The 23,675-nt window shown below is 39.6% G+C and carries 21 protein-coding genes; 7 read left to right on the forward strand and 14 right to left on the reverse strand.

The window, feature by feature from the left end; genetic code table 11:
* Nucleotides 1-68: 68 nt before the first annotated feature.
* The 4 genes from rpoD (at nt 69) to O1Q80_RS03485 (ending at nt 7,450) form a co-directional block, all read left to right on the forward strand.
* Nucleotides 69-1,940 (forward strand): RNA polymerase sigma factor RpoD, encoded by a 1,872-nt coding sequence (gene rpoD / locus O1Q80_RS03470; RefSeq protein WP_386689355.1) that lies wholly within the window; start codon nt 69-71, stop codon nt 1,938-1,940.
* Nucleotides 1,941-2,293: 353 nt separating this feature from the next.
* Complete coding sequence (gene pnp / locus O1Q80_RS03475; RefSeq protein ID WP_386695701.1) at nt 2,294-4,435, forward strand: polyribonucleotide nucleotidyltransferase; 2,142 nt, start codon at nt 2,294-2,296, stop codon at nt 4,433-4,435.
* Nucleotides 4,436-4,534: 99 nt separating this feature from the next.
* Nucleotides 4,535-5,470: a lipoprotein NlpI gene (nlpI, locus tag O1Q80_RS03480; protein WP_386695703.1), complete on the forward strand. Its 936-nt coding sequence runs from the start codon at nt 4,535-4,537 to the stop codon at nt 5,468-5,470.
* A gap of 126 nt (nt 5,471-5,596) precedes the next feature.
* Nucleotides 5,597-7,450 (forward strand): DEAD/DEAH box helicase, encoded by a 1,854-nt coding sequence (locus O1Q80_RS03485; protein ID WP_386695705.1) that lies wholly within the window; start codon nt 5,597-5,599, stop codon nt 7,448-7,450.
* Between the two features lie 123 nt (nt 7,451-7,573).
* On the opposite strand, the gene O1Q80_RS03490 is transcribed toward O1Q80_RS03485, so the two are convergent.
* The 11 genes from O1Q80_RS03490 to O1Q80_RS03540 form a co-directional block, all read right to left on the reverse strand.
* On the reverse strand, nt 7,574-8,752 hold the full coding sequence (locus tag O1Q80_RS03490; RefSeq protein ID WP_386695707.1) for a spermidine synthase: 1,179 nt from the start codon (nt 8,750-8,752) through the stop codon (nt 7,574-7,576).
* A 77-nt stretch (nt 8,753-8,829) separates the two neighbouring features.
* The gene (locus O1Q80_RS03495) at nt 8,830-9,144 is read right to left on the reverse strand and encodes a hypothetical protein (protein ID WP_386695709.1); all 315 of its coding nucleotides are present in this window, start codon (nt 9,142-9,144) and stop codon (nt 8,830-8,832) included.
* A complete protein-coding gene (locus tag O1Q80_RS03500; protein WP_386689367.1) occupies nt 9,137-9,748 on the reverse strand; it encodes a fused MFS/spermidine synthase in 612 nt (203 codons plus the stop codon). Before O1Q80_RS03500 ends, O1Q80_RS03495 begins: the two co-directional genes overlap by 8 nt.
* Nucleotides 9,749-9,884: 136 nt before the next feature.
* Nucleotides 9,885-10,511, reverse strand: a complete 627-nt coding sequence (locus O1Q80_RS03505; RefSeq protein WP_386689369.1) for a YchE family NAAT transporter — start codon at nt 10,509-10,511, stop codon at nt 9,885-9,887.
* Between the two features lie 132 nt (nt 10,512-10,643).
* The gene (gene groL / locus O1Q80_RS03510; RefSeq protein WP_386695711.1) at nt 10,644-12,287 is read right to left on the reverse strand and encodes a chaperonin GroEL; all 1,644 of its coding nucleotides are present in this window, start codon (nt 12,285-12,287) and stop codon (nt 10,644-10,646) included.
* A gap of 17 nt (nt 12,288-12,304) precedes the next feature.
* Nucleotides 12,305-12,595 carry a co-chaperone GroES gene (locus O1Q80_RS03515; protein ID WP_132302131.1) on the reverse strand — a complete coding sequence of 97 codons (291 nt, stop codon included), beginning with the start codon at nt 12,593-12,595 and terminating at the stop codon, nt 12,305-12,307.
* Between the two features lie 153 nt (nt 12,596-12,748).
* Nucleotides 12,749-13,045 carry a DNA-binding transcriptional regulator Fis gene (fis, locus tag O1Q80_RS03520; protein WP_386689374.1) on the reverse strand — a complete coding sequence of 99 codons (297 nt, stop codon included), beginning with the start codon at nt 13,043-13,045 and terminating at the stop codon, nt 12,749-12,751.
* On the reverse strand, nt 13,038-14,027 hold the full coding sequence (gene dusB, locus O1Q80_RS03525; protein WP_386695712.1) for a tRNA dihydrouridine synthase DusB: 990 nt from the start codon (nt 14,025-14,027) through the stop codon (nt 13,038-13,040). Before dusB ends, fis begins: the two co-directional genes overlap by 8 nt.
* Nucleotides 14,028-14,202: 175 nt before the next feature.
* Nucleotides 14,203-15,084 (reverse strand): 50S ribosomal protein L11 methyltransferase, encoded by an 882-nt coding sequence (gene prmA, locus O1Q80_RS03530; RefSeq protein WP_386695714.1) that lies wholly within the window; start codon nt 15,082-15,084, stop codon nt 14,203-14,205.
* A 27-nt stretch (nt 15,085-15,111) separates the two neighbouring features.
* On the reverse strand, nt 15,112-16,512 hold the full coding sequence (locus O1Q80_RS03535) for a multicopper oxidase domain-containing protein (RefSeq protein ID WP_386695716.1): 1,401 nt from the start codon (nt 16,510-16,512) through the stop codon (nt 15,112-15,114).
* A gap of 20 nt (nt 16,513-16,532) precedes the next feature.
* On the reverse strand, nt 16,533-17,252 hold the full coding sequence (locus O1Q80_RS03540; RefSeq protein ID WP_386689382.1) for a 1-acylglycerol-3-phosphate O-acyltransferase: 720 nt from the start codon (nt 17,250-17,252) through the stop codon (nt 16,533-16,535).
* Between the two features lie 76 nt (nt 17,253-17,328).
* Here O1Q80_RS03540 and O1Q80_RS03545 point away from each other — a divergent pair, with 76 nt between their 5' ends.
* Together O1Q80_RS03545 and O1Q80_RS03550 are read left to right on the forward strand one after the other, a co-directional pair.
* Nucleotides 17,329-17,538: a hypothetical protein gene (locus O1Q80_RS03545; RefSeq protein ID WP_386695718.1), complete on the forward strand. Its 210-nt coding sequence runs from the start codon at nt 17,329-17,331 to the stop codon at nt 17,536-17,538.
* A gap of 202 nt (nt 17,539-17,740) precedes the next feature.
* The gene (locus O1Q80_RS03550) at nt 17,741-19,018 is read left to right on the forward strand and encodes an O-acetylhomoserine aminocarboxypropyltransferase/cysteine synthase family protein (RefSeq protein WP_153984945.1); all 1,278 of its coding nucleotides are present in this window, start codon (nt 17,741-17,743) and stop codon (nt 19,016-19,018) included.
* 112 nt (nt 19,019-19,130) lie between these two features.
* Here O1Q80_RS03550 and argH read toward each other — a convergent pair whose 3' ends face one another.
* Genes argH through argC form a run of 3 tightly spaced genes read right to left on the reverse strand, consistent with a single transcriptional unit; the run spans nt 19,131 to nt 22,336 of the window.
* On the reverse strand, nt 19,131-20,507 hold the full coding sequence (gene argH / locus O1Q80_RS03555; protein WP_386692474.1) for an argininosuccinate lyase: 1,377 nt from the start codon (nt 20,505-20,507) through the stop codon (nt 19,131-19,133).
* Between the two features lie 29 nt (nt 20,508-20,536).
* Nucleotides 20,537-21,310 (reverse strand): acetylglutamate kinase, encoded by a 774-nt coding sequence (gene argB / locus O1Q80_RS03560; RefSeq protein WP_386696134.1) that lies wholly within the window; start codon nt 21,308-21,310, stop codon nt 20,537-20,539.
* A gap of 15 nt (nt 21,311-21,325) precedes the next feature.
* Nucleotides 21,326-22,336, reverse strand: a complete 1,011-nt coding sequence (argC, locus tag O1Q80_RS03565; protein WP_386695721.1) for an N-acetyl-gamma-glutamyl-phosphate reductase — start codon at nt 22,334-22,336, stop codon at nt 21,326-21,328.
* Nucleotides 22,337-22,425: 89 nt separating this feature from the next.
* On the opposite strand from argC, the gene argE reads away from it, so the two are divergent.
* Nucleotides 22,426-23,568, forward strand: a complete 1,143-nt coding sequence (gene argE, locus O1Q80_RS03570; RefSeq protein ID WP_386695722.1) for an acetylornithine deacetylase — start codon at nt 22,426-22,428, stop codon at nt 23,566-23,568.
* Nucleotides 23,569-23,675: the final 107 nt, after the last annotated feature.

The following is a 23,675-nucleotide window of genomic DNA, read 5'->3' on the forward strand; positions in this document are numbered from 1 at the left end:
GTCATAACAGTGATAGAATTTAATTCATTTTACCTTAACGAATAAAAGTAAAGGCGGAGGAGCCATTTATGGAGCAAAATCCACAATCACAATTAAAATTGTTAATCGCCCAAGGGAAAGAACAGGGCTATTTAACCTTTGCCGAAGTCAACGATCATTTGCCAGAAGAACTCGTTGATGCCGATCAAATTGAAGATATTATTCAGATGATCAATGACATGGGTATTCAAGTGTTGGATGCAGCACCAGATGCCGATGATCTTATTTTAAATGAAAATATCGACAATATTAATGATGATGTGGTGGAAGAAGCGACCCAAGTATTATCTAGCGTAGAAGCTGAGTTAGGTCGTACTACCGATCCTGTGCGAATGTATATGCGAGAAATGGGCAGTGTAGAACTTCTAACTCGTGAGGGTGAAATTGATATTGCCAAACGCATTGAAGACGGTATTAACGAAGTACAAAGTGCCGTGGCGGAATATCCCGAATCGCTGACTTATCTTTTAGAGCAATATGAAAAAGTCGAAGAGGGTTCCGTTCGTTTAGTGGATTTGATCACAGGCTTTGTTGATCCGAATGTAGTTGAAGAAGAAAGTATCGCTGAGATTGATGATGAACTTGCGGACGATGCTGATGAAGAGGAAAGTACTGAAGTTGCTGATGTTGATTTAGATGATGAAGAAGACGAAGAGGAAACGGAATCTTCTTCCGATGACAGCGATACGGCTATTGATCCAGAAGTTGCAAGAGAAAAATTTGCCGCCTTAAAAGCACAACATATTAAAATCTTAGGGTTAATTGAAAAACATGGGCGTACCCATAAAAAAGTGCGTAGCGAAATTCAAGCATTATCAGAAATTTTTGTACAATTCCGTTTAGTGCCTCGTCAATTTGATTTATTGGTGATGTCTATTCGAGATATGATGAAACGGGTACGTAAAGAAGAACGTCAAATTCAACGTTGGGTAGTGGATTATGCCAAAATGCCAAAAGATGATTTTGTTAAGGTCTTTACGGGCAAAGAAAATACAGATGCTTGGTTAGTCAAAATTTTAGGTAGTAAGAAAAACTATGCCCCTAAATTAGCCGAATATGCCGATAATATTCGAGATTCTATTGCAAGATTACAACAGATAGAACAAGAAACCAGACTTACCATTCCACAAATTCGTGAAATTGGTGATCGGGTAGCTCAAGGCGAATTAAAAGCTCGCCGAGCCAAAAAAGAAATGGTGGAAGCTAACTTACGTTTAGTGATCTCGATTGCCAAAAAATACACCAACCGAGGTTTGCAATTCCTTGATTTAATTCAAGAAGGTAACATCGGTTTAATGAAAGCGGTGGATAAATTTGAATATCGCCGTGGTTATAAATTCTCAACTTATGCTACATGGTGGATTCGTCAGGCGATTACGCGTTCTATTGCCGATCAGGCTCGCACTATTCGTATTCCTGTACACATGATTGAAACCATTAATAAATTAAACCGTATTTCACGTCAAATGTTACAAGAAATGGGACGAGAAGCTACGCCAGAAGAATTGGCAGAGCGTATGGGGATGCCAGAGGATAAAATTCGTAAAGTGTTGAAAATTGCCAAAGAACCGATTTCTATGGAAACCCCAATTGGTGATGATGACGATTCACATTTAGGTGATTTTATTGAAGATAGTACCCTTGAGTTACCATTAGACAGTGCCACAGCACAAAGTTTACGTGCCGCAACCCATGAAGTATTAGAGGGTTTAACTCCAAGAGAATCTAAAGTATTACGTATGCGTTTTGGTATTGATATGAACACTGACCATACGCTTGAAGAAGTAGGTAAACAATTTGATGTTACCCGTGAACGTATTCGTCAAATTGAAGCCAAAGCATTACGCAAATTACGCCACCCAAGCCGTTCAGAAACTTTGCGGAGTTTCTTAGATGAGTAAGTGATATGCCCTGCACTAGCGTACAGGGATAAGCATGGTGACGATGCTCTGCATCTTTTATATGAATGAGATAACGGATCTAACGCTATGGAATAGCGATATTATGTCTAACCCCGTATGTAAGTGCGGGGTTTTTTTGTCTATTTCGTGATTTAAGAGAAATAAAATTATTACTTCATGTGAAAAGGTTGTATAATAATCAACGCTTTTTTGTATCCGTTTTCGTTTTAGCGTGCGGCTATCAAAAATATTTTGCAGATAGACAAAGAGTATTTTTGCTAGTCGCAAATTTGGAACAAGAAAGCAGTGTTTGGGGGAAATCCCTGTGTTAGAAAATGAAAAAGGAAAACATTGTGAATCCAATAGTAAAACAATTTAAATATGGTCAACACACCGTCACGCTTGAAACGGGTGCGATTGCACGTCAAGCAACGGCAGCAGTGATGGCAAGTATGGACGATACCACCGTATTCGTAACAGTGGTAGCGAAAAAAGAAGTGAAAGAGGGACAAGATTTCTTCCCATTAACTGTTGATTATCAAGAACGTACTTATGCTGCGGGTAAAATTCCTGGTGGATTCTTTAAACGTGAAGGTCGTCCATCTGAGGGTGAAACTTTAATTGCTCGTTTAATTGACCGTCCAATTCGTCCATTATTCCCTGAGGGTTTCTTAAATGAAATTCAGATCATTGCGACTGTGGTGTCAGTTAATCCACAAATTAGCCCTGATTTAGTGGCAGTGATTGGTGCGTCAGCTGCATTGTCATTGTCAGGTGTACCGTTTAATGGTCCAATTGGTGCGGCTCGAGTGGGTTTTATTGATGATCAATTCGTACTAAACCCAACCATGGCAGAACAAAAACAAAGCCGTTTGGATTTAGTCGTAGCTGGGACGGATAAAGCCGTGTTAATGGTAGAATCTGAAGCGGACGTATTAACTGAAGAACAAATGTTAGCGGCGGTGGTATTCGGTCATCAGCAACAACAAGTGGTGGTGGAAGCAATTAAAGAATTTGCTCAAGAAGCGGGTAAACCACGTTGGGATTGGGTGGCACCTGAGCCAAATACCGCATTGATTAATAAAGTAAAATCTTTAGCAGAAAGCCGTTTAGGTGATGCTTATCGTATTACTGAAAAACAAGTGCGTTATGAGCAAATTGATGCCATTAAAGCCGATGTGATTGCTCAAATTACCGCAGAAACTGCTGAGGGCGAAGAGATCAGCGAAGGTAAAATTATTGATATTTTCACCGCACTTGAAAGTCAAATCGTGCGTGGGCGTATTATCGCAGGCGAACCACGGATTGACGGTCGTACCGTTGACACTGTGCGTGCCTTAGATATTTGTACGGGCGTATTACCACGTACCCATGGTTCAGCGATTTTCACGCGTGGTGAAACGCAAGCGTTAGCCGTAGCAACATTAGGTACGGAACGTGATGCACAAATCCTTGATGAATTAACTGGTGAACGTCAAGATAATTTCTTATTCCACTACAATTTTCCTCCGTATTCTGTGGGTGAAACGGGACGTGTAGGTTCACCAAAACGCCGTGAAATCGGTCATGGTCGTTTGGCAAAACGTGGTGTCGCCGCTGTGATGCCAAGCATTACTGAATTCCCTTATGTAGTACGTGTGGTGTCTGAAATTACCGAGTCTAACGGTTCTTCTTCTATGGCGTCTGTATGTGGTGCTTCCCTTGCGTTAATGGACGCTGGTGTACCAATTAAAGCCGCCGTAGCAGGGATTGCCATGGGTTTAGTGAAAGAAGACGACAAATTTGTGGTGCTTTCTGATATTTTAGGCGATGAAGATCACTTAGGCGATATGGACTTCAAAGTCGCAGGGACTCGTCAAGGTGTAACTGCACTACAAATGGACATCAAAATTGAAGGCATTACCGCCGAAATTATGCAAATTGCCTTAAATCAAGCGAAAAGTGCCAGAATGCACATTTTAGGTGTAATGGAACAAGCGATTGCCGCTCCACGTGAAGAAATTTCTGATTTCGCACCACGTATTTACACCATGAAAATCGATCCGAAGAAAATCAAAGATGTGATTGGTAAAGGTGGTGCAGTGATTCGTGCATTAACCGAAGAAACAGGTACATCTATTGATATTGACGATGATGGTACCGTAAAAATTGCCGCAGTTGATGGTAATGCAGTGAAAACGGTTATGGCACGTATCGAGGATATTACCGCAGAAGTGGTGGCAGGTGAGATTTACAAAGGTAAAGTGACTCGTCTGGCAGACTTTGGTGCCTTTGTTTCTATTCTTGGTGGAAAAGAGGGATTAGTGCATATTTCACAAATCGCTGAAGAGCGTGTTGAGAAAGTAACTGATTACCTTACTTTAGGTCAAGAAGTGCAAGTCAAAGTGGTTGAAATTGATCGCCAAGGTCGTATTCGCTTAACCATGAAAGATCTTGTGGAAAAACAACAAGCTGCTGAATCAACAGAGCAAGCTACATTTGTTGAACAAGAATAATTTGTAAAATTTTACCGCACTTTGCTAGAGTCTAAGTAGGCTTGAGTAAAAGTGCGGTTTATTTGTTATAAATTTTGTCTAATAAAGGCATTATAGGTGATGATACTGCTAAACAGGTTAATGCAGATCGGCAAGTTTTTACCGAATTTATTGTTTGTTGTCATGCTAACGAGTTGTGTCAATAGCTCTGGTGGCGTGTTTGTATCTAACAATAAGATAACCTTGGCGGAACAATATCCTAATGTGCATTTTGAGCAAGAAGTCATGATTGCTCGTATTCATCAAATGCTGATTATTGGACAACTATCGAAAGCAGAACGAGCAAGTTTACATTTTGAGCGTGGTGTGCTTTATGATAGTTTAGGGCTTTGGGGATTAGCTCGTTATGACTTTACTCAAACCCTAGCACTGCGACCAAAAACGGCGGCAGTTTACAACTATTTAGGTTTATATTCTTTATTAGATGAAGATTATGACAGTGCATTAGAGGCATTTAATGTAGTGTTTGAATTAGATCCTGATTATGAATATTCCTATTTAAATCGTGGTTTAGATTTTTATTACACTGCACGTTACAACCTAGCACAACGGGACTTTTTGGCTTTCTATAATGCGGACCAAACCGACCCTTATCGTGTGCTTTGGCTATATTTAAATGAGCTTAAATTTAAACCCAATGAGGCAAAACAGAATTTAGTGCAAAGAGCTAAACAGCTTTCCACTGAATATTGGGGTACTTCAATCGTCCAATATTATTTGGGCAACCTTTCAGAGCAAGACTTATTAGACAAGGCTCAACAATTTGTTGATCCAGCGTCCCCTCAATATGCGGAAGTATTGACTGAAACCTATTTTTATCTAGCAAAACAAAAACTCAATATTGGCAATGTGAGTGAGGCAGAAACCTTATTCAAATTGGCGATGGCAAATCAGGTGTATAATTTCGTTGAGTATCGTTTTGCATTGTTTGAACTGGCGAAATTGAAAAATATGGAATCCAGTGAACAAACGGACGTGGTTGCACGGAAAAAATAACCGCTCAAAGTGCGGTGCTTTTTAGTAAAGTTTTTCTTAGTGCAATTAAATTATACAAACGAAAGCCAAAATTGAGCTTTCCTAGGGTCAAAGACCCCTAACAAACAGAACAATTCGAGTATTTTAATGACTGAAACAAATATTACATTTGGCGACTTAGGCTTGCCAGAATTTATCCTTTCTGCTGTAACTGAAATGGGCTTTACAACGCCGTCACCTATTCAACAGGCTTGTATTCCACATCTGTTAAATGGACGTGATGTGTTGGGTATGGCACAAACAGGGAGTGGAAAAACTGCGGCGTTTTCTTTGCCATTATTGGCACAAATTGACGTGGAACAAAAACACCCACAAATGTTAGTGATGGCACCAACCCGTGAATTAGCCATTCAAGTGGCAGATGCTTGTGAGCAATTTGCTAAAAATGCCAAAGGCATGCGTAGTGCAACCCTTTATGGCGGACAACGTTACGACATTCAATTACGTGCTTTGCGTCAAGGAGCGCAAGTCGTGGTAGGAACACCGGGGCGTATTTTGGACCATATTAAACGTGGTACGTTAGATTTATCTGAACTGAAATTTATCGTGTTAGATGAAGCAGACGAAATGTTGCGTATGGGCTTTATTGAAGATGTTGAAACCGTGATGGCAGAATTACCAGCAAAACATCAAACCGCTCTCTTTTCTGCTACCATGCCAGAACCGATTCGTCGTATTACCAAACGTTTTATGACCGATCCGCAAGAAGTGAAAATTCAATCCACCCAACGTACTAATCCAGATATTGCACAAAGCTGTTGGTATGTACGTGGATTCCGTAAAAATGATGCCTTATTACGTTTCTTAGAAGTAGAAGATTTTGATGCAGCGATTATTTTTACCCGTACCAAAACAGGTACCATGGACATCACTGAATTATTAGAAAAACATGGTTTTAGTGCAGCCGCCTTAAACGGCGATATGACCCAGCAAGCTCGTGAACAAACCTTAGATCGCTTACGCAACGGTAGTCTTGATATTTTAGTCGCCACCGATGTTGCTGCCCGTGGTTTAGATGTGGAACGTATTAGTTTAGTGGTCAACTATGATATTCCATTAGATGCGGAAAGCTATGTTCATCGTATCGGTCGTACGGGGCGTGCAGGTCGTTCAGGCAGTGCATTGCTGTTTGTTGAACCAAAAGAACGCCGTTTATTGGGTAATATTGAACGCTTAATGAAGAAACCGATTGACGAAGTGGCGGTACCAAATCACGAACAATTACAGGCTTGTCGCCGTGAAAAATTCGTGCGTAATATTACCAAACAATTAGAACATCATGATTTAGAAAAATATCGTAGCTTAATTGAAGATCTATTCACAGCGGATCAAGATTTAGAAGATATTGCGGCAGCCATGTTAATGTTATTACAAGGCAAACAAAAATTGATTCTGCCACCAGATGCACCAATGGAAAAACGTTCAAGCCGTGATCGTGATGATCGCCGTGGTGATCGCCATGACCGCCGTGATAGAAATGATCGTGGTGAACGCCGTGGTTATGGTAATCCAGTGCCAATGGATCTCTATCGTATTGAAGTGGGTCGTGCAGACGGTGTTGATGTGCGTCATATCGTGGGTGCCATTGCTAACGAGGGAGATATTGATAGCCGTAATATCGGTCACATTAAATTATATGATGATTATTCAACTGTGGAATTACCAAAAGGTATGCCGAAAGAGTTACTTCAAGTGTTCAACAAAACCCGTGTGTTAAACAAACAAATTCGTATGACTTTTGTGAGTGAAGCTCAAGGCGGGGAACGTGCTGGACGTGATGATCGCCGTACAGGCAATAGCAAACGCCGTAGTAATGATCGTAGCAACGACCGAGGATCTCGTGGTGAGCGTAAATTCTCAGCAAAAAATGACCGCACTTTTAAGGAAAGTGGTCGTAAAGAATTCAAGGAAAAAGGCGATTTTAAAAAACGTCAACGCTAATTCGTTGAGATAATTTGACAAAATCAAGGGCTGACAACGATATTGCATCGTAGTCAGCCCTTTTAATTGGCATAGTAGAGGAAAAACCTTTCCGCCTAAAGTGCGGTCAAAATTTACAGGATTTTAAAATCTTTTTCTACTTTCATCTGAAAACAGACCATATTTATATTCCGTAATCATATTTTCGTCACGAATTATTTCTGGGTTACGCCCTAGAGATGAAAAATCAATCTTATCGTAAGGAATCAACGGATTTTTATAAATACGTTCTACCCCTTGCGTTAGATTCTGAGCATTAAATACGGGTTCTCCACCGTCCCATTTTAATTTAGCGAAAGTCGAGGTAATACTTTGTTGAGTCATTTCAGGTATCGGTTTTAGTGATGCCAAGGACATATTTAAGTATTGGTAAACATAAGGGAAAACCGATTTAGAAGTATAAAACGCATCATAAGAAGACGTGGTATTAAAATAAATAAATCCGTCTTCTGCTAAATGTTCTTTTGCTAATGTCTGAAATTGTTGGCTTAACAGATTAGACGAATAACTACGCCAGTGAAAGGTGGTATTCATTAAAATGAAATCAAATTTGCTATTCGGGTTTTTATTCAGCCAACGTCGTCCGTCATCGGTGATAAGATGTACTCGTTTATCTGCTAATAGATGCTGCATTTCTGAATACATAGTTACCAATTTTGGATAACCAGGGTTTAATTCCACCACAGTGATCGATTCAATTTCAGGCATCGTGGTCAATACTCGAACCCATGACCCAGTACTCAACCCGATAACCAAAATATTTTTAGCTTTTGGTGCGATAACAGGAATTAAATAAGCCCGTTCAATGCCGTTATGACTATGATTTAAATCCACGTTGAGCATACCATCGTAGGCATTACCGCCCAAGACTAATTTATCGTTATTTTCATTGGTATAAACTTGAATAAAACCGTGTTTATTCTCAATAATCCGTTCCAATGTGGCATTTTCTTTTTGAGCCAACGCAGTAATCATTTTCTCTGGTACAACAAATGCTGTTGCAACAACAATAACCAGCAAAGCGAAATCTGCTACTTTGACAACGGCTTTTTGCAGACAGAAAAATGCTGTAATCAAGGTAATGGCGATAATAATCAGATAAGTTTGCTGCGTAGTGAAAATATCTAATAGATAAAACCCAATAAAAATTGGTGAAATCGTACAGCCCAATACATTGGCGAAATAAACATTGGAGATTGATGCCCCCGTTTTTTTATTTTCAGAACCTAAATGATGAACAATCGGGAAAACGATGCCACGCAATAAAGCACAGAAGAAGATGCACGAGATAAAAAGCCCAAAAGCAAATTTATTGGATAAGAAAACGAATAGAGAAATAGCTAGGCAATCAAGAACAGCCGAGAGTAAAAAGATCTTCCCGATATATTCGATCGTTCCTTTTCCTTCCTTCCTTCCTTCCTTCCTTCCTTCCTTCCTTCCTTCCTTCCTTCCTGACAAACCTGCTTACCAATGAGAGATCCTATTGCAATACCTAATAGAAACAGTGCCAAAGTAATAGAGAATGCTTGCGGAAGACCGCCAGTAAAAAAGCCAAATAATCGAATCCAGATGACTTCAAGCCCTAGACTGAGAAATCCACTTAAAAAAGATAATAAGATTGCTTTTTTAGCTATTTGATTAGATTGATTAAGCATGTTTCAAACCTCTTAGGTTGTATCTGAGAAAAATGACGATGGCGACAAAATAGTTAATCGCAGCAGCCATATAAATAACTTGTGTCAAGGTAAAATGATTAAACAACACAAACCCCGTGGCTAAACAAGCGGAAGCTGCACCTAATGTATTGGTAAAATACAGCCAACCGATATTATCGCCGACATTATCAAGATATTGATTTAAATATTGCGTAAGCAATGGCAAAGTACTACCCATCAGAAAGGTAGGAAACAGTAGTAAGATGAAGTTAGAAAATGCAATCACTACAAGATCAGAATGTAAAAATAACGTTTTGGTCATTTCTATCAGTGTCGGGCTTAATATACCGAATGAACCGATACCTAATTCAGTTAAAGCAAAGAATAAAATAATATGTTTGGGAAATCTATCTGCAATACGCCCACCGTAGTAAGCACCAATGCCAAGCCCAGCCATAAATACGGCGATAATAATTGTAATAGATTCCAAATCGACACCGAATGCGGTAAACAACATTCTTTGCCAAGCAATCTGATAAATTAATGCCGCAAATCCAGATAAAAAGAAAATACTTTTTACCGTTCTCATTTTAGAAACTTCCATATAATTCCTTTTATTAAATTAAATCTTGGGGGGCGTAGTATATCATCATCTTTTTATGGTTAAGAAAACATTTTTATTGATTATGTAGATAAAAGGGATAAGCATTTGCTTATCCCTTTGTCATTCTTCATTTGAATTAAAATACGCCCATATTGCGTAATCCAGTGGTAATAATTTCTACCCCAAGGGACATTAACAATAGCCCCATAATACGTGTAATAACGTTTGATCCTGTTTTGCCTAATTTTTTAATGACGGGTTTAGAATAACGGAATAGAATGTAACAACCTATACCAAATAAAATAATGGTGAGTGAAGAATACAGATAACCAGTTAGGTTATGCTGGGTTGAACCAAATACAATCGTTGCACTAATCGACCCTGGTCCTGCCATAATTGGCATCGCGAGAGGAACAACGGCAATATTATTATAGTCCTCAAAGTTCTCGTTTTTTTCTTCTTTATTGATTTTATGTTCACCGATTTTACCGTTAATCATGGTTAATGCAATCATTGCTACCAAGCCACCGCCCGCAATACGGAAAGAATCAATAGAGATTTTGAAAGTGTCTAAAATAAAGTTACCAAAAAAGAAACTGACCAACAAAATTACTACAATAGAAAAACACGTGACTGCTGCGGTACGATTTTGTTGTTCTTGAGTTTGTTCTCCCGTCATTGAATAGAAAATAGGGGTTACGCCGATTGGGTTGACTAGAGCGATAAGTCCCATAAAAAACTGGAGATAGATAGCTAATTCCATATTTCACCATACGTATAATTATTTGCTGCATATTATAATGGATAGGTGAGCGGATATAAATAAACTTGTAACAAAAAAGTGCGATGAAATTCACCGCACTTTTGCATCAATTATTCGAGAATTAGCGAATGATTACATCATGCCGCCCATTCCACCCATGCCGCCCATACCAGCACCGAGATCGGCTTTGTCGTCTTTTGGTAATTCAGTAACCATACATTCTGTGGTGATCATTAAACCAGCTACAGAAGCGGCGAATTGTAATGCAGAACGAGCGACTTTAGTTGGATCTAAAATACCCATTTCGATCATATCACCATATTGCTCGGTACTTGCGTTGTAACCGAAGTTGCCAGCACCAGCTTTCACTGTATTTGCTACCACAGAACCCTCTTCACCAGCGTTTTCCACGATTTGGCGAAGTGGTGCTTCTAATGCACGTAAAGCAAGTTTAATTCCGACATTTTGTTCTTCGTTATCACCTTGTAACGTAGCAGCTACTTTGGTCGCCGCACGCACTAATGCTACGCCACCACCAGCAACAATACCTTCTTCCACGGCTGCACGAGTAGCGTGTAACGCATCTTCCACACGGTCTTTCTTCTCTTTCATTTCAACTTCGGTGGCTGCTCCCACTTTGATGACTGCCACACCGCCAGCGAGTTTCGCTACACGTTCTTGTAATTTTTCTTTGTCGTAGTCAGATGTGCTTTCTTCAATTTGTTGACGAATTTGACCAACACGACCTTTGATTTGAGCTTCATCACCAACACCGTCAATAATCGTGGTGTTATCTTTATTAATCACCACACGTTTGGCTTGACCTAAATCTTCCAAGGTGGCTTTTTCTAATTCCATACCGATTTCTTCAGAAATTACAGTACCCGCAGTGAGAATCGCAATATCTTGCAACATCGCTTTACGTCGATCACCAAAGCCTGGTGCTTTTACCGCAGCGACTTTTACGATACCACGCATAGTATTGACGACTAAAGTGGCTAAGGCTTCACCCTCCACATCTTCCGCAATGATTAACAATGGTTTACCTGCTTTTGCCACACCTTCTAATACAGGCAATAATTCACGAATATTAGAGATTTTTTTATCCACTAATAAAATATATGGATTGTCTAATTCAACTGTTGCGGTTTCAGGTTTGTTAATAAAATAAGGTGATAAATAACCACGGTCAAATTGCATCCCCTCAACCACGGCTAATTCATCTTCCAAACCTGTGCCGTCTTCCACGGTAATCACGCCCTCTTTGCCAACTTTTTCCATAGCTTGAGCAATTAATTGACCTACCACGCTATCACTATTGGCGGAAATCGTTCCAACTTGCTCAATTTCTTTAGAGGTTTCACATGGTTTAGATAATGCTTTCAATTCAGCCACAACAGCGGCTACGGCTTTGTCGATACCACGTTTTAAATCCATTGGGTTCATACCTGCGGCGACTGCTTTTAAGCCCTCATTAACGATAGCTTGAGCTAAAACAGTTGCAGTCGTTGTACCGTCACCTGCGGCATCATTGGCTTTAGAGGCAACCTCTTTGACCATTTGTGCACCCATATTTTCGAATTTATCGGCTAATTCAATTTCACGTGCAACAGACACACCGTCTTTGGTAATCGCAGGTGCACCAAAGGCTTTGTCTAAAATAACGTTACGACCTTTTGGACCTAAAGTAACTTTTACTGCATCTGCTAATACGTTCACACCCGTTAACATTTTTACACGAGCATCATTGCCAAATTTTACTTCTTTTGCTGCCATTTTTAATATTCCTTCTATTATTCTACGATTGCCAAAATATCATTTTCAGAAACGATTAACACTTCTTCACCGTCAATTTTCTCTGCTTTAACGCCATATCCTTCGTTAAAAATTACGGTATCACCGACTTTCACATCTAAAGGTTGTACTGTACCATTTTCTAAGATACGACCTTTGCCTACTGCAATAACTTTAGCTCGAGTGGATTTTGTTGCTGCACTACCAGTTAAAACGATACCGCCAGCGGATTTGGTTTCTACTTCTTCACGTTTGATAATTACACGATCGTGTAAAGGACGAATTGCCATTTGAATTTCTCCTAAATTAGATTTATAAATAAGTACAAATAATATGGGGAAGTAATTTAGGCTTTCAAGAGGGGAAATAAACTTTTTTTATAAAAAATCATAGATGAAAAATAGGGCAATTTGCCCTATTTTCAGATTTGCGACTATCGTTTTCTAGCCCATACCATATTGTTTTAATTTTTTGCGTAAGGTACCACGATTGATGCCTAACATAATAGCCGCACGAGTTTGATTGCCACGAGTATGTTGCATAATGATGTCTAATAGTGGATGTTCCACTTCTGCCAATACAAGCTCATAAAGATCGTTAACATCTTGACCATCTAAGTTAACTAAATAATTTTTAATGGCTCGTTTAACTGAGTCACGTAATGGCTTGTTAACAGCTTGTGATTGTGCATTTAATTCTGGCACGATAAATTTTGTAGATGGTGTTGTTTGTTCAAACATTTGAATTTCCATTATTACTTATAAAATTAAAAAAATCTTCTAAAGCGATCAGTTGCTCAGTGGCATTGCTAATTGCGTTAAAAGTCCGTTTAAAATCGGAATCTGGTTGAATTCCTTGTAAATACCAGCCAACATGCTTGCGAGCAATTCGATAGCCTTTTTCAGCGCCATAGAACTGATGTAATTCTGCAATATGACGTAAAATTACACCGCACTTTTCTGTTAAACTGGGGGCGATTATATTGGTTGAATTGATTTCAGCTAGTTCTCCTAAAGATTGAAATATCCAAGGATTACCTAAAGCTCCACGCCCAATCATAATTCCATCTGCACCTGTATAATCAAGTACAAACTTTGCTTTCTCTACCGAGATAATATCGCCATTGGCGATCACAGGAATAGAAATTGCTTGCTTAACTGCTTTAATATGATGATATTCAGCTTCTCCTTCAAATAAGCATTCACGAGTACGCCCATGAATGGTTAATGCTTGAATACCACATTGTTCAGCAATTTGAGCGATTTCTACACAATTTATATGTTGTCGATCCCAACCTGTGCGAATTTTCAACGTGACAGGCACGTTTACTGCATTTACCACCGACTCAAGAATCTTTGTGACTAAATCAGGAAACTGTAGTAAAGCAGAACCTGCTAACTTTTTATTCACCTTTTTAGCGGGGCAACCCATGTTAATATCAATTATTTGGGCACCATATTCCACATTGATTTGAGCGGCTTGTGCCATTTCTTGCGGATCAGAACCCGCAATTTGCACAGCGTTTATGCCAGCATCTTGGTGATGAGCCAGACGCAATTTCGATTTTTCTGTATGCCATACTTGCGGATTAGTGGACATCATTTCTGAAAACGTCAGCCCAGCACCATAGTGCGAACAAAGTTTACGAAATGGCTGATCCGTAATGCCTGCCATTGGAGCTAATAAAATGCGATTTTTTAATTGATATTGACCAATTCGCACTTTAAATTCTCCAACACTTAGTTAACTCAGAAAAAATTAAGCCGAATATTGGTTAAATATTCGGCATTAATAACCGACAAGGTTGGCTATGATACGCAAAAAATTGTCATTTGAAAAGCATAATTTTTAAACAAGTAACAGAAAAAGTGTGGTTTTTCTGGTTGACATTTCTAAATTAATCTAATTTACCCGTAATTCTGCACCATTCTTCCCGTTCAACCACTGGTTCAAGGATAAATTTTTGTTGATAAGATTGGCAAACAGATGGTGCTTGGCTGGCTAAAATACCTGACAAACCTAAATTCCCTTGTGATTTCACTAATTGACTAATCACAGGATAAAGTTCTTTTAATGGACCGGCTAAAATATTGGCAACCACCACATCGGCTTTCAAATCCGTTGGTTTGTCATCAGATAAGAATAATTGCAAACGATCGGCGACACCATTTTGTTCCGCATTATTGCGACTAGCTAAAATGGCTTGCGGATCAATATCAATTCCAATGGCATTTTTTGCCCCTAATTTTAATGCAGCAATAGCTAAAATGCCTGAACCACAACCAAAATCAATTACGGTTTTATCTTGTAAATCAAGGTTATCTAACCATTCTAAACAAAGTGCCGTAGTAGGGTGAGTGCCAGTGCCAAAGGCTAAACCAGGATCAAGCATCACATTCACTGCATTTTCATCAGGCACGTCACGCCAGCTTGGACAAATCCATAAGCGTTTGCCAAATTGCATTGGGTGGAAATTATCCATCCATTCTCGTTCCCAATCTTTATCTTCAATTTGCTCAATTTTATAAGCAAAATCAGCATCTAACAGCTTGCTGTTACGAAGTGCGGTTAAAATTAATGCCATTTCTGTTTCTGCATCAAACAATGCCATCACATCTGTATTGCCCCACAGGCGAGTTTCCCCTGGTAAGGGTTCAAAAATCGGCGTATCTTGACTATCCATAAAGGTCACTGACACAGCCCCGATTTCTGCTAAAAAATCACTGATTTTTTCTGCTTTCTCACTGGTACTGTTTAAGCGAAGTTGTACCCAAGCCATAGTTTTTTCCTTTTTATTGTTATATTCTTACTGCACCACTAATAACCCAATCGCCCCTTTATCTGCCTGAATCAAATCTCCCGAACCAAAAATAAACGGGTGGCTATTGGATGAAAGATTATCAAATTTCACTAAAATACTGGCGTTATTTTCAATCCACAAGGTATCTTTCCAAACTAATTCATTGGCAGGCGTTTTCTTATCATTTTGGCTTTCCAGCACAAATTTTGCCCCTTGAATACGGAAACTGACAGGGGATGAAACGCTGATCTGCCAGCGTTCTACGGAACCATGTTTAGCACTCACATCAATACGACGAGGATCAAAACGTTTTTGGTTGATCATGGCGTTGATATTGTCTAAGTGAAATTGGCGTTGTTGAGTAATTTCTGCGGGTAACGTTGCTATGTTACTAAATTGATAGCTAGGTTTATTGGTAAAAGCAGCAAGTAAACCCTCGGGACGTAATTCCAAAATATGGTTATCCACTAATTCGCCATCGCTATTAAAGAATAATCCGATTTTATCGAATAATCCACGTGGTTTACCCGTAATTAAACTGACATTGCCACCTTCGTTTAAATCCACCAGTATTTCAAGACGTTCCCCTGAACCAAGCATGACGGATTTTACCGTTTTGGGTTCAGGCAAAAAGCTCTGATCTTGAGCGATAATCAGAAAATCACGTTCATCATCAAAACGTAATTCATAAGCACGAGAAAGCGAAGCGTTAAGTAAACGTAACCGCACCCAACCACGAGCCACGTTCAAATAAGGTGATTGTTGACCATTAACAAATAGACGTTCACCCACAAAGTGCGGTTCATTTTGTTGGAATAATTGTGAACCAGCATTATTGAGGCTTAAATCCTGTAAAATCAGCGGAATATCATTGATACCATATTTGTTAGGTAACTGTGATTTACGGCTTTCATCATCTTCCACAATACACATACCCACTAAACCACGATAGTTTTGATAAGCAGAACTGGCAAGGGAACAAGATTGATAATAACAAAGTCCTGCATTTTGCGTAATGGGGACAATCGGCGCCCAACTTTGACCAGCTTTCAGACTATGTCCTATCCCACCAAGTAAGTCGCTATTGACTTGTAAACCTTGAATATTTAAAGCAACTGATTGTGGCAAATTATTACGATAATTTAGCTTAACAAAATCCCCTTGGCGTATTTTGATAGTAGGACCGAGATATTGACCATTAAAGCCCCACACTTCCACTAAATTATTATTGAGTAATTTTACTTGGGTGCTTTCTAAAGATAAAAAAATAGGTTTACCACGCCGACTGTCCATAAGTGGTGGAATTTGTAAAGGTTGATTGGTTGCCGCCAATAAAGCATTTGGCACAGCTGACAGTGCTGTGGCAATAGCGGTTTTTTTAAGAAACTGACGACGAGAATTATCCATTTGATAAACCTTATAATTAACTATGCTTGAGCAATTTCCGCATCAAGTTCAGCAATGCGTTTTTGCATAATTTGATGACAATAATTGGCAAATTCACGCACATTTTCTTTACTAAATTGACGGCTATCAATCGGTTGCAAGATTTCACAAATTACCTTGCCATTGTTCCAACGGTTTAAATCAATTTTATTCTGGGTGGTGGAGCAAACTATTGGCACAATAGGTACGCCTGCTGCAACGGCAGCGTGAAATGCACCAGTTTTGAATGGTAACAAGCCCCGCCCACGACTACGAGTACCTTCTGGAAACATCCATACCGAAAGATTATCTTGATTGATGCGTTGAGCCACTTGTCCCATAGTGTTGTGAGCTTTATTCTTATTATCTCGATCTAACAGAATATTACCCGTTGCCCAGTAAACCAAACCAAAAAATGGGATCCAAATTAGACTTTTTTTGCCGATACTCACCGTACGCGGTTGTACCATATAAGAAATGGTGACCATATCGTAATTATTTTGGTGATTTGCAATATAGATACAAGGATTGAATTGATCTGCATTTTCAGGATAACGGTGTTCAACGGTTAAGCCGAATAGGGGATATAAGCGTCCGAACCAACGTGCTACTACGCTAACGTTATTTGGATTTTTGAAACGAATGAGTGAGTAGATAGTGCCACAAATACAGATAATTAGGCAGAATAGAACGACAATAATAATTCTGGCGAGTTTTAGCATGTTGTTATTTTCCTGTTTGTTTTTTTGGGGGGATTATAACAGATTTTTGTGGTTTGTTTAATATCGGTTTTCGCCGATGGCGACCGTACTTTCTTTTACTCGCTACGCTCGCACTTCGTGCCGTTGGCAAAGCCAACGTTCAAAATCCTTTGGATTTTGTGCTTGTGCAAAAGAAAGTAGGCAAATAAAAGCACACCCCGACTTCACCGCTTTTCTTCGCTTATTTGGTATTTTCTTAACGCTAAATTTTGAACTCGCTTCGCTCAGACAGGCAAAATTTAGCTAAAAATACCAAAACGCTCAGGCGGTTCAGACGGGGACCCCATTCAGGGAAGCTATTAGGTAAGATAGTTTAAAGTGCGGTGTTTTTTTATGTATTTTAGAACAAATAGCTTTTCCTTTATTGAAAATATTATATGGATACCGTATTGCACTAAAATAAAAAGTATTATAATTTCATTGTAAACAATCATAAAAAGGAAAAAATTATGTCAGAACTTCATTTTGAAACCCTACAGTTACACGCAGGACAAGAGGTCGATAGTAGCAGTAAATCTCGAGCTGTGCCGATTTATCAAACCACATCTTACGTATTTGATGATGCACAAGAAGCGGAAGATTTATTTGCTTTGCGTAAGCTCGGTAATATTTATACACGGATTACTAATCCGACTGTGGCAGTGTTTGAGAACCGTATTGCAGCACTGGAGAAAGGCGTTGGAGCGTTGGCAACAGCATCAGGCATGGCGGCGATTACTTATGCGATTTTAGCTTTAGCCCATGCGGGTGATCATGTGGTGGCAGCGAGTACTATTTATGGCGGAACCTTTAATTTATTAAAAGAAACCTTGCCACGTTATGGCATCACAACGACCTTTGTCAATGTAGAAGATCTCACAGAAGTGGAAAATGCGATTCAAGAGAATACCAAATTGGTATTGATTGAAACCCTAGGCAATCCGTTAATTAATATTCCAGACCTTGAAAAAGTAGCGGATATTGCACATCGTCATCGTATTCCGTTGGTGTGTGATAATACGTTTGCCACCCCTTATTTGATCAATGTGTTCTCACACGGTGTGGATATTGCCATTCATTCTGCTACTAAATTTATTGGTGGACATGGTACCACCATTGGCGGTGTGATCGTGGATTCGGGCAAATTTGATTGGGTAGCATCAGGCAAATTCCCACAATTTGTGGATGAAGATCCGAGCTATCATAATATTAGCTATACTCGAGATATTGGGGCAGCTGCTTTTATTGTGGCGGTACGAGTGCAGTTATTGCGTGATACAGGGGCAGCCCTTTCACCATTTAATGCGTTTTTATTATTACAGGGTTTAGAAACCCTGTCATTACGAGTGGAACGCCACATTGAGAATACACAAAAAATTGTGGATTTCTTGAGCCATCATCCGAAAGTGGAAAAAGTCAATTATCCAAGTTTGCCAAACAGTCCATATTATGCCTTAGCACAAAAATACTTACCAAAAGGTACAGGGTCGATTTTTACTTTCCACGTCAAAGGTGGAGCCAAAGAAGCCCGTCAGGTGATTGATAAATTAGAAATTTTCTCAAATTTAGCTAATGTCGCCGATGCAAAATCCTTAGTCGTTCACCCAGCGACCACCACACATGGTCAATTAACCGAAAGCGAATTGTTAGCTTGTGGTGTCACCCCAAATCAAATTCGTTTATCGATTGGATTAGAAAATGTGAATGATTTGATCGCGGATTTAACTGCGGCGTTGGAGAGTATTTAACTTTATACACAAACAAGAGTGCGGTGAAAATTGTGAGAGATTTTCACCGCACATTTCTGAAGCTACGGAGTAGCGTTACTATGCTTAACCTAGTACGTTAGTACTAGGTAGATTATGCACTAATTCTCGCTTTCGCCTCTTCAATCGCCTCCGCCACTCGCAACGGCGACACGCCACCTTTAGCATTACGTTTATCCAAACAGGATTGCAATGATAAAATAGGGTAAACATCTTCGCCAATGACATCACTAAATTGACGAAATTCTTGCACGGTTAAATCTTCTAAGCCTTTTTGAACTTGAATTGCATAAACTACGGTTTCACCCACAATATGATGTGAATCACGGAACGGCACCCCTTTTGCTACTAAGTAATCAGCGAGTTCGGTAGCGTTAGAGTAGCCTTTGAGAGCAGCTTCACGAGTGCGGTCTATATTGACTTTAATATCTTCTAACACAAATGATGCCATGGTTAAACAATCGTGCCATGTGTCTAAGGCATCGAAGATACCTTCTTTGTCTTCCTGCATGTCTTTATTATAGGCTAACGGTAAGCCTTTTACAGTCATCAACATGCCCATTAATGAACCGATCACACGCCCAGTTTTACCTCGAATCAATTCGCACGCATCGGGGTTTTTCTTTTGTGGCATGAGTGATGAACCTGATGTGACTCGATCAGATAATTCCACAAAATCCGCCTCGCCACTGTTGAAAATAATCATATCTTCAGCGAAACGAGAAAGGTGTGCCATACTTAATGACGCAGTGGAAAGCAATTCAATAATATGATCACGGTCAGAAACACTGTCTAAGCTGTTGCGAGTGGCGAAGTCAAAACCAAGATCTTGTGCTAATTGTTCACGGTCGATAGGATAGGCTGTACCTGCTAATGCCCCACTGCCGAGTGGGCAAGTATTCATACGGCGATAGGCATCTGCTAAACGGCTATAATCTCGTTCTAACATTTCTACATACGCCATACACCAGTGAGCAAAGCTGATGGGTTGGGCACGTTGTAAATGGGTATAACCAGGCATTACGGCGTGTTGATTATTTTCAGCGGTTGCCACTAATTTGGCTTGTAGTTCACGTACGCTGTATTGCAATTCCGTGACTTGCTGTTTGCACCACATTTTTATGTCAAGGGCGACCTGATCGTTACGGCTACGTCCTGTGTGTAGTTTTTTACCTAGATTGCCGACTTTATCGATGAGCTTACTTTCTACCCAACTATGAATATCTTCCGCATCATCTTGCAAAATCGCCAGCGGATTTGACCGCACTTCAATTAACAACTGATTTAACGCTTGTTCCAGTTGAGTTTGTTCATCTGTGGTGAGAACGCCGACACTCACTAATGCCTTTGACCAACCCACCGAACCCTCAATATCTTGTTCAGCTAAACGATAGTCAAAACGTAGTGAATCATTAAAATCTTTAAAACGTTTATCTGCCGCTTGGGTAAAGCGACCGCCCCATAATGCCATGTTGTGTTGTCCTTTTGTTTTTATTTCAGTTAAGGATAAATTCTTGTGCCGATAATCTCACCTGCAAAAAGTGCGGTGAGTTTTTCAGGATATTTCCAATTCGCAATATCTACGCCACGTTGTAATAATTGTGCCGCATCGAGTGCTGCTTTTACTTTAACAATCATGCCGTCAGTAATCACTTTATCGATAATTAATTGTTCAATTTGTGCTGCGGTTAATTGTGAAATGCGTTGCTGATTACCATCTAACACACCGTCCACATCAGACAGCATGACTAAATCCGCGTTAATTAATGCCGCAATAGCGGTGGCAGCTTGATCGGCGTTGACATTCATTAAACGCCCTTGATCATCAACAGCAATAGAGCTAATAATCGGTAAAAATTTGTTGGTTAATAATTGCTCTAACAGCGTAGCGTTTTGTGCTTGTACATTGGCGACATGACCTAATTCAGGATCAAATTGCATCGCACTGGTCAAATTGCCGTCAGCAAGACTTAATCCGACAGGATTTAACTGAAATTTTATGGCTTGTGCTAACAGTTTTTTATTGGCAATGCCAGCCAATGCCCCCACGATAATGTCAATTTGATCGCTTGGAGTCACTCGCAAACCATTTTTCTTTTGTACCGGTAAGCCTAATTTTTTCATTAAATCATCCACTACGCAACCGCCACCATGCACGATAACTAAAGGGCGAGTAGCCTGTTGTAGATAATCTGCTAAGGCAAGGAATAAATTTTCCATGGCGGCAGGGGTATCTAATAACACACCGCCTAATTTAATTACTAAAGGTCTAATCATTGCGATAAATCCTTAAAATAAACCGAGCGTTTCATTATAACCGAAACGAATATTGGCACATTGTACCGCTTGCGATGCCGCCCCTTTGAGCAGGTTATCTTCCGCCCCCACAATGACAATATGTCCATTATGGGTAGCAAAACCAATATCGCAATAAGGGGTAAATTCCACCGCTTTAATGCTTGGTAAACCTTGCTCATACACTCGCACTAACGGGCGATTGGCATAGTATTGTTGATAAGCCGATTTAATTTGTTCATCGCTTACCCCTGTATTCAATTTAGCGGTAATCGTGGCTAAAATGCCTCGTTTAAAATTGCCTAAGTGCGGCGTGAAAATCACTTCTGTGCCTAAATGGGTGGCGATTTCAGGTTGATGACGATGGGTAAATACACCATAAGCATTTAAACTGACTTCGCAGAAACTGCTGGTAATTGATGCTTTCCGCCCAGCTCCGCTAACCCCACTGACGGCATTAATAACGGGTAATTGATTGAGATCTAAGAGATTATTTTCAATTAATGGTTTCAGGCTTAACTGTGATACTGTTGGATAACAACCTGCCACGGCGACTAAATCCGTTTGCTGGATTTGTTTATCATTCCATTCCGCTAAACCATAAACAGCACTTGCTAATAATTCAGGATATTGGTGTTCAAAACCATAATATTGGGTGTAAAATTCAGCTTTATTGACACGAAATGCTCCCGACAAGTCAAAAACCTGACAATCTTGTTGTAAAAAAATAGGGGCGAGATCATGGCTAACTTCATGTGCTGTGGCGAGAAATACAATATCGGCATCATTTGCCAGCAAGGATAAATCCTCAGGCAAGGGTTGTAATAGCAAATCACAAAATGTACGCAGTTGAGGATAAAGGTCCGAAATTAATTTGTTAGCATCAGCACTTTGACGAGAAACATAAAGCCCCGCTAATTCAAAATGAGGGTGGCGAGTAAGAATTTGAGCAAGCTCTGCACCAGTGTAGCCACTTGCTCCAATAATGATCGCTTTTTGTGTCATATTATCCTCTTTCGTTTTGTATTATTGTGATTAATTATGCTATTATTCTGCATAAATATTTAAAAAGCAACTATTATAAGGAAAATCGAATGAAAAAACTTCCCGCTTTTCTTGATATGTATTCCCAGTTAATTGCTATTCCCACTATTAGCAGTATTGAAAAAAAATTCGATCAATCGAACCGCACTTTAATTGAATTACTGGCAACTTGGTTACAGAATATTGGCTTTAAAACAGAAATTTTAGCGGTAGAAAATAGTCAGCATAAATATAACCTACTTGCAAACTATGGAGAAGGGCAAGGGGGATTATTATTAGCAGGGCATACGGATACAGTGCCTTTTGACGAGGGACGTTGGACATTTGATCCGTTTAAGCTCACTGAAAAAGACGGTAAATTTTATGGTTTAGGCACCGCTGATATGAAAGGCTTTTTTGCTTTTGTGTTAGATGCGATTGCTCAAATTGATCTGACCAAATTAACTAAGCCATTACGTATTCTTGCCACCGCTGATGAAGAAACCACCATGCTGGGCGCGAGAACCTTTATTCAACATACACATATTCGCCCCGACTGTGCCATTATTGGAGAACCTACTTCGTTACGTCCAGTTCGCGCCCACAAAGGACATATTGGTAAAGGGTTACAAATTATTGGTAAATCAGGACATTCTAGCGATCCTGCCAAAGGCATTAATGCGATTGAATTAATGCACCAAGCCACGGGGTATTTAATGCAAATGCGAAATGAGCTGAAAGAAAAATATCATCATGCGGATTTTGCCATTCCTTATCCCACTATGAACTTTGGCTCGATTCATGGTGGCGATGCGGTAAATCGGATTTGTGCCTGCTGTGAATTACAATTTGATATTCGCCCGTTACCCAATATGCAGTTAGCTGATTTAGAAGATATGTTACGTGACAAACTTGCCCCCATGTTTGAACAATATGGTGATCGATTAACCTTACGCAATTTACATGAAGCCACCCCAGGTTATGAATGTGAACATACTGCTCAAGTAGTACAGGTAGTGGAAAAACTACTTGGGGAAAAATGTGAAGTGGTAAACTATTGTACCGAAGCCCCATTTATTCAACAACTTTGCCCAACTTTGGTGTTAGGTCCAGGTTCCATTGAACAAGCACATCAGCCTGATGAATTTTTATCGAGCGAATTTATTCAACCAAGCCGTGAGTTACTCACCAAATTAATTTATAATTTTTGTTAAAGATTGATGATGCGTAAATTTTTTGTGAACAATTTGTGAAATATTGGCTGTATTTTAATAAATTGTTCATCATTTTGCACTTCAGCTTGGGATTTATCCAAAATAAC

The organism is Lonepinella sp. MS14435 (genome assembly GCF_042485795.1).
Taxonomy (GTDB): domain Bacteria; phylum Pseudomonadota; class Gammaproteobacteria; order Enterobacterales; family Pasteurellaceae; genus Lonepinella.

Coding starts and splice junctions, on each gene's coding strand:
- O1Q80_RS03485 (WP_386695705.1), top strand. CDS start 5,597: ATGACTGAAACAAATATTACATTTGGCGACTTAGGCTTGCCAGAATTT.
- O1Q80_RS03545 (WP_386695718.1), top strand. CDS start 17,329: ATGGCGACCGTACTTTCTTTTACTCGCTACGCTCGCACTTCGTGCCGT.
- O1Q80_RS03495 (WP_386695709.1), bottom strand. CDS start 9,144: ATGCTTAATCAATCTAATCAAATAGCTAAAAAAGCAATCTTATTATCT.
- argC (WP_386695721.1), bottom strand. CDS start 22,336: ATGACACAAAAAGCGATCATTATTGGAGCAAGTGGCTACACTGGTGCA.
- prmA (WP_386695714.1), bottom strand. CDS start 15,084: ATGGCTTGGGTACAACTTCGCTTAAACAGTACCAGTGAGAAAGCAGAA.
- O1Q80_RS03500 (WP_386689367.1), bottom strand. CDS start 9,748: ATGGAAGTTTCTAAAATGAGAACGGTAAAAAGTATTTTCTTTTTATCT.
- O1Q80_RS03540 (WP_386689382.1), bottom strand. CDS start 17,252: ATGCTAAAACTCGCCAGAATTATTATTGTCGTTCTATTCTGCCTAATT.
- O1Q80_RS03550 (WP_153984945.1), top strand. CDS start 17,741: ATGTCAGAACTTCATTTTGAAACCCTACAGTTACACGCAGGACAAGAG.
- O1Q80_RS03515 (WP_132302131.1), bottom strand. CDS start 12,595: ATGGCAATTCGTCCTTTACACGATCGTGTAATTATCAAACGTGAAGAA.
- O1Q80_RS03505 (WP_386689369.1), bottom strand. CDS start 10,511: ATGGAATTAGCTATCTATCTCCAGTTTTTTATGGGACTTATCGCTCTA.
- fis (WP_386689374.1), bottom strand. CDS start 13,045: ATGTTTGAACAAACAACACCATCTACAAAATTTATCGTGCCAGAATTA.
- argE (WP_386695722.1), top strand. CDS start 22,426: ATGAAAAAACTTCCCGCTTTTCTTGATATGTATTCCCAGTTAATTGCT.
- rpoD (WP_386689355.1), top strand. CDS start 69: ATGGAGCAAAATCCACAATCACAATTAAAATTGTTAATCGCCCAAGGG.
- argH (WP_386692474.1), bottom strand. CDS start 20,507: ATGGCATTATGGGGCGGTCGCTTTACCCAAGCGGCAGATAAACGTTTT.
- O1Q80_RS03535 (WP_386695716.1), bottom strand. CDS start 16,512: ATGGATAATTCTCGTCGTCAGTTTCTTAAAAAAACCGCTATTGCCACA.
- nlpI (WP_386695703.1), top strand. CDS start 4,535: ATGATACTGCTAAACAGGTTAATGCAGATCGGCAAGTTTTTACCGAAT.
- groL (WP_386695711.1), bottom strand. CDS start 12,287: ATGGCAGCAAAAGAAGTAAAATTTGGCAATGATGCTCGTGTAAAAATG.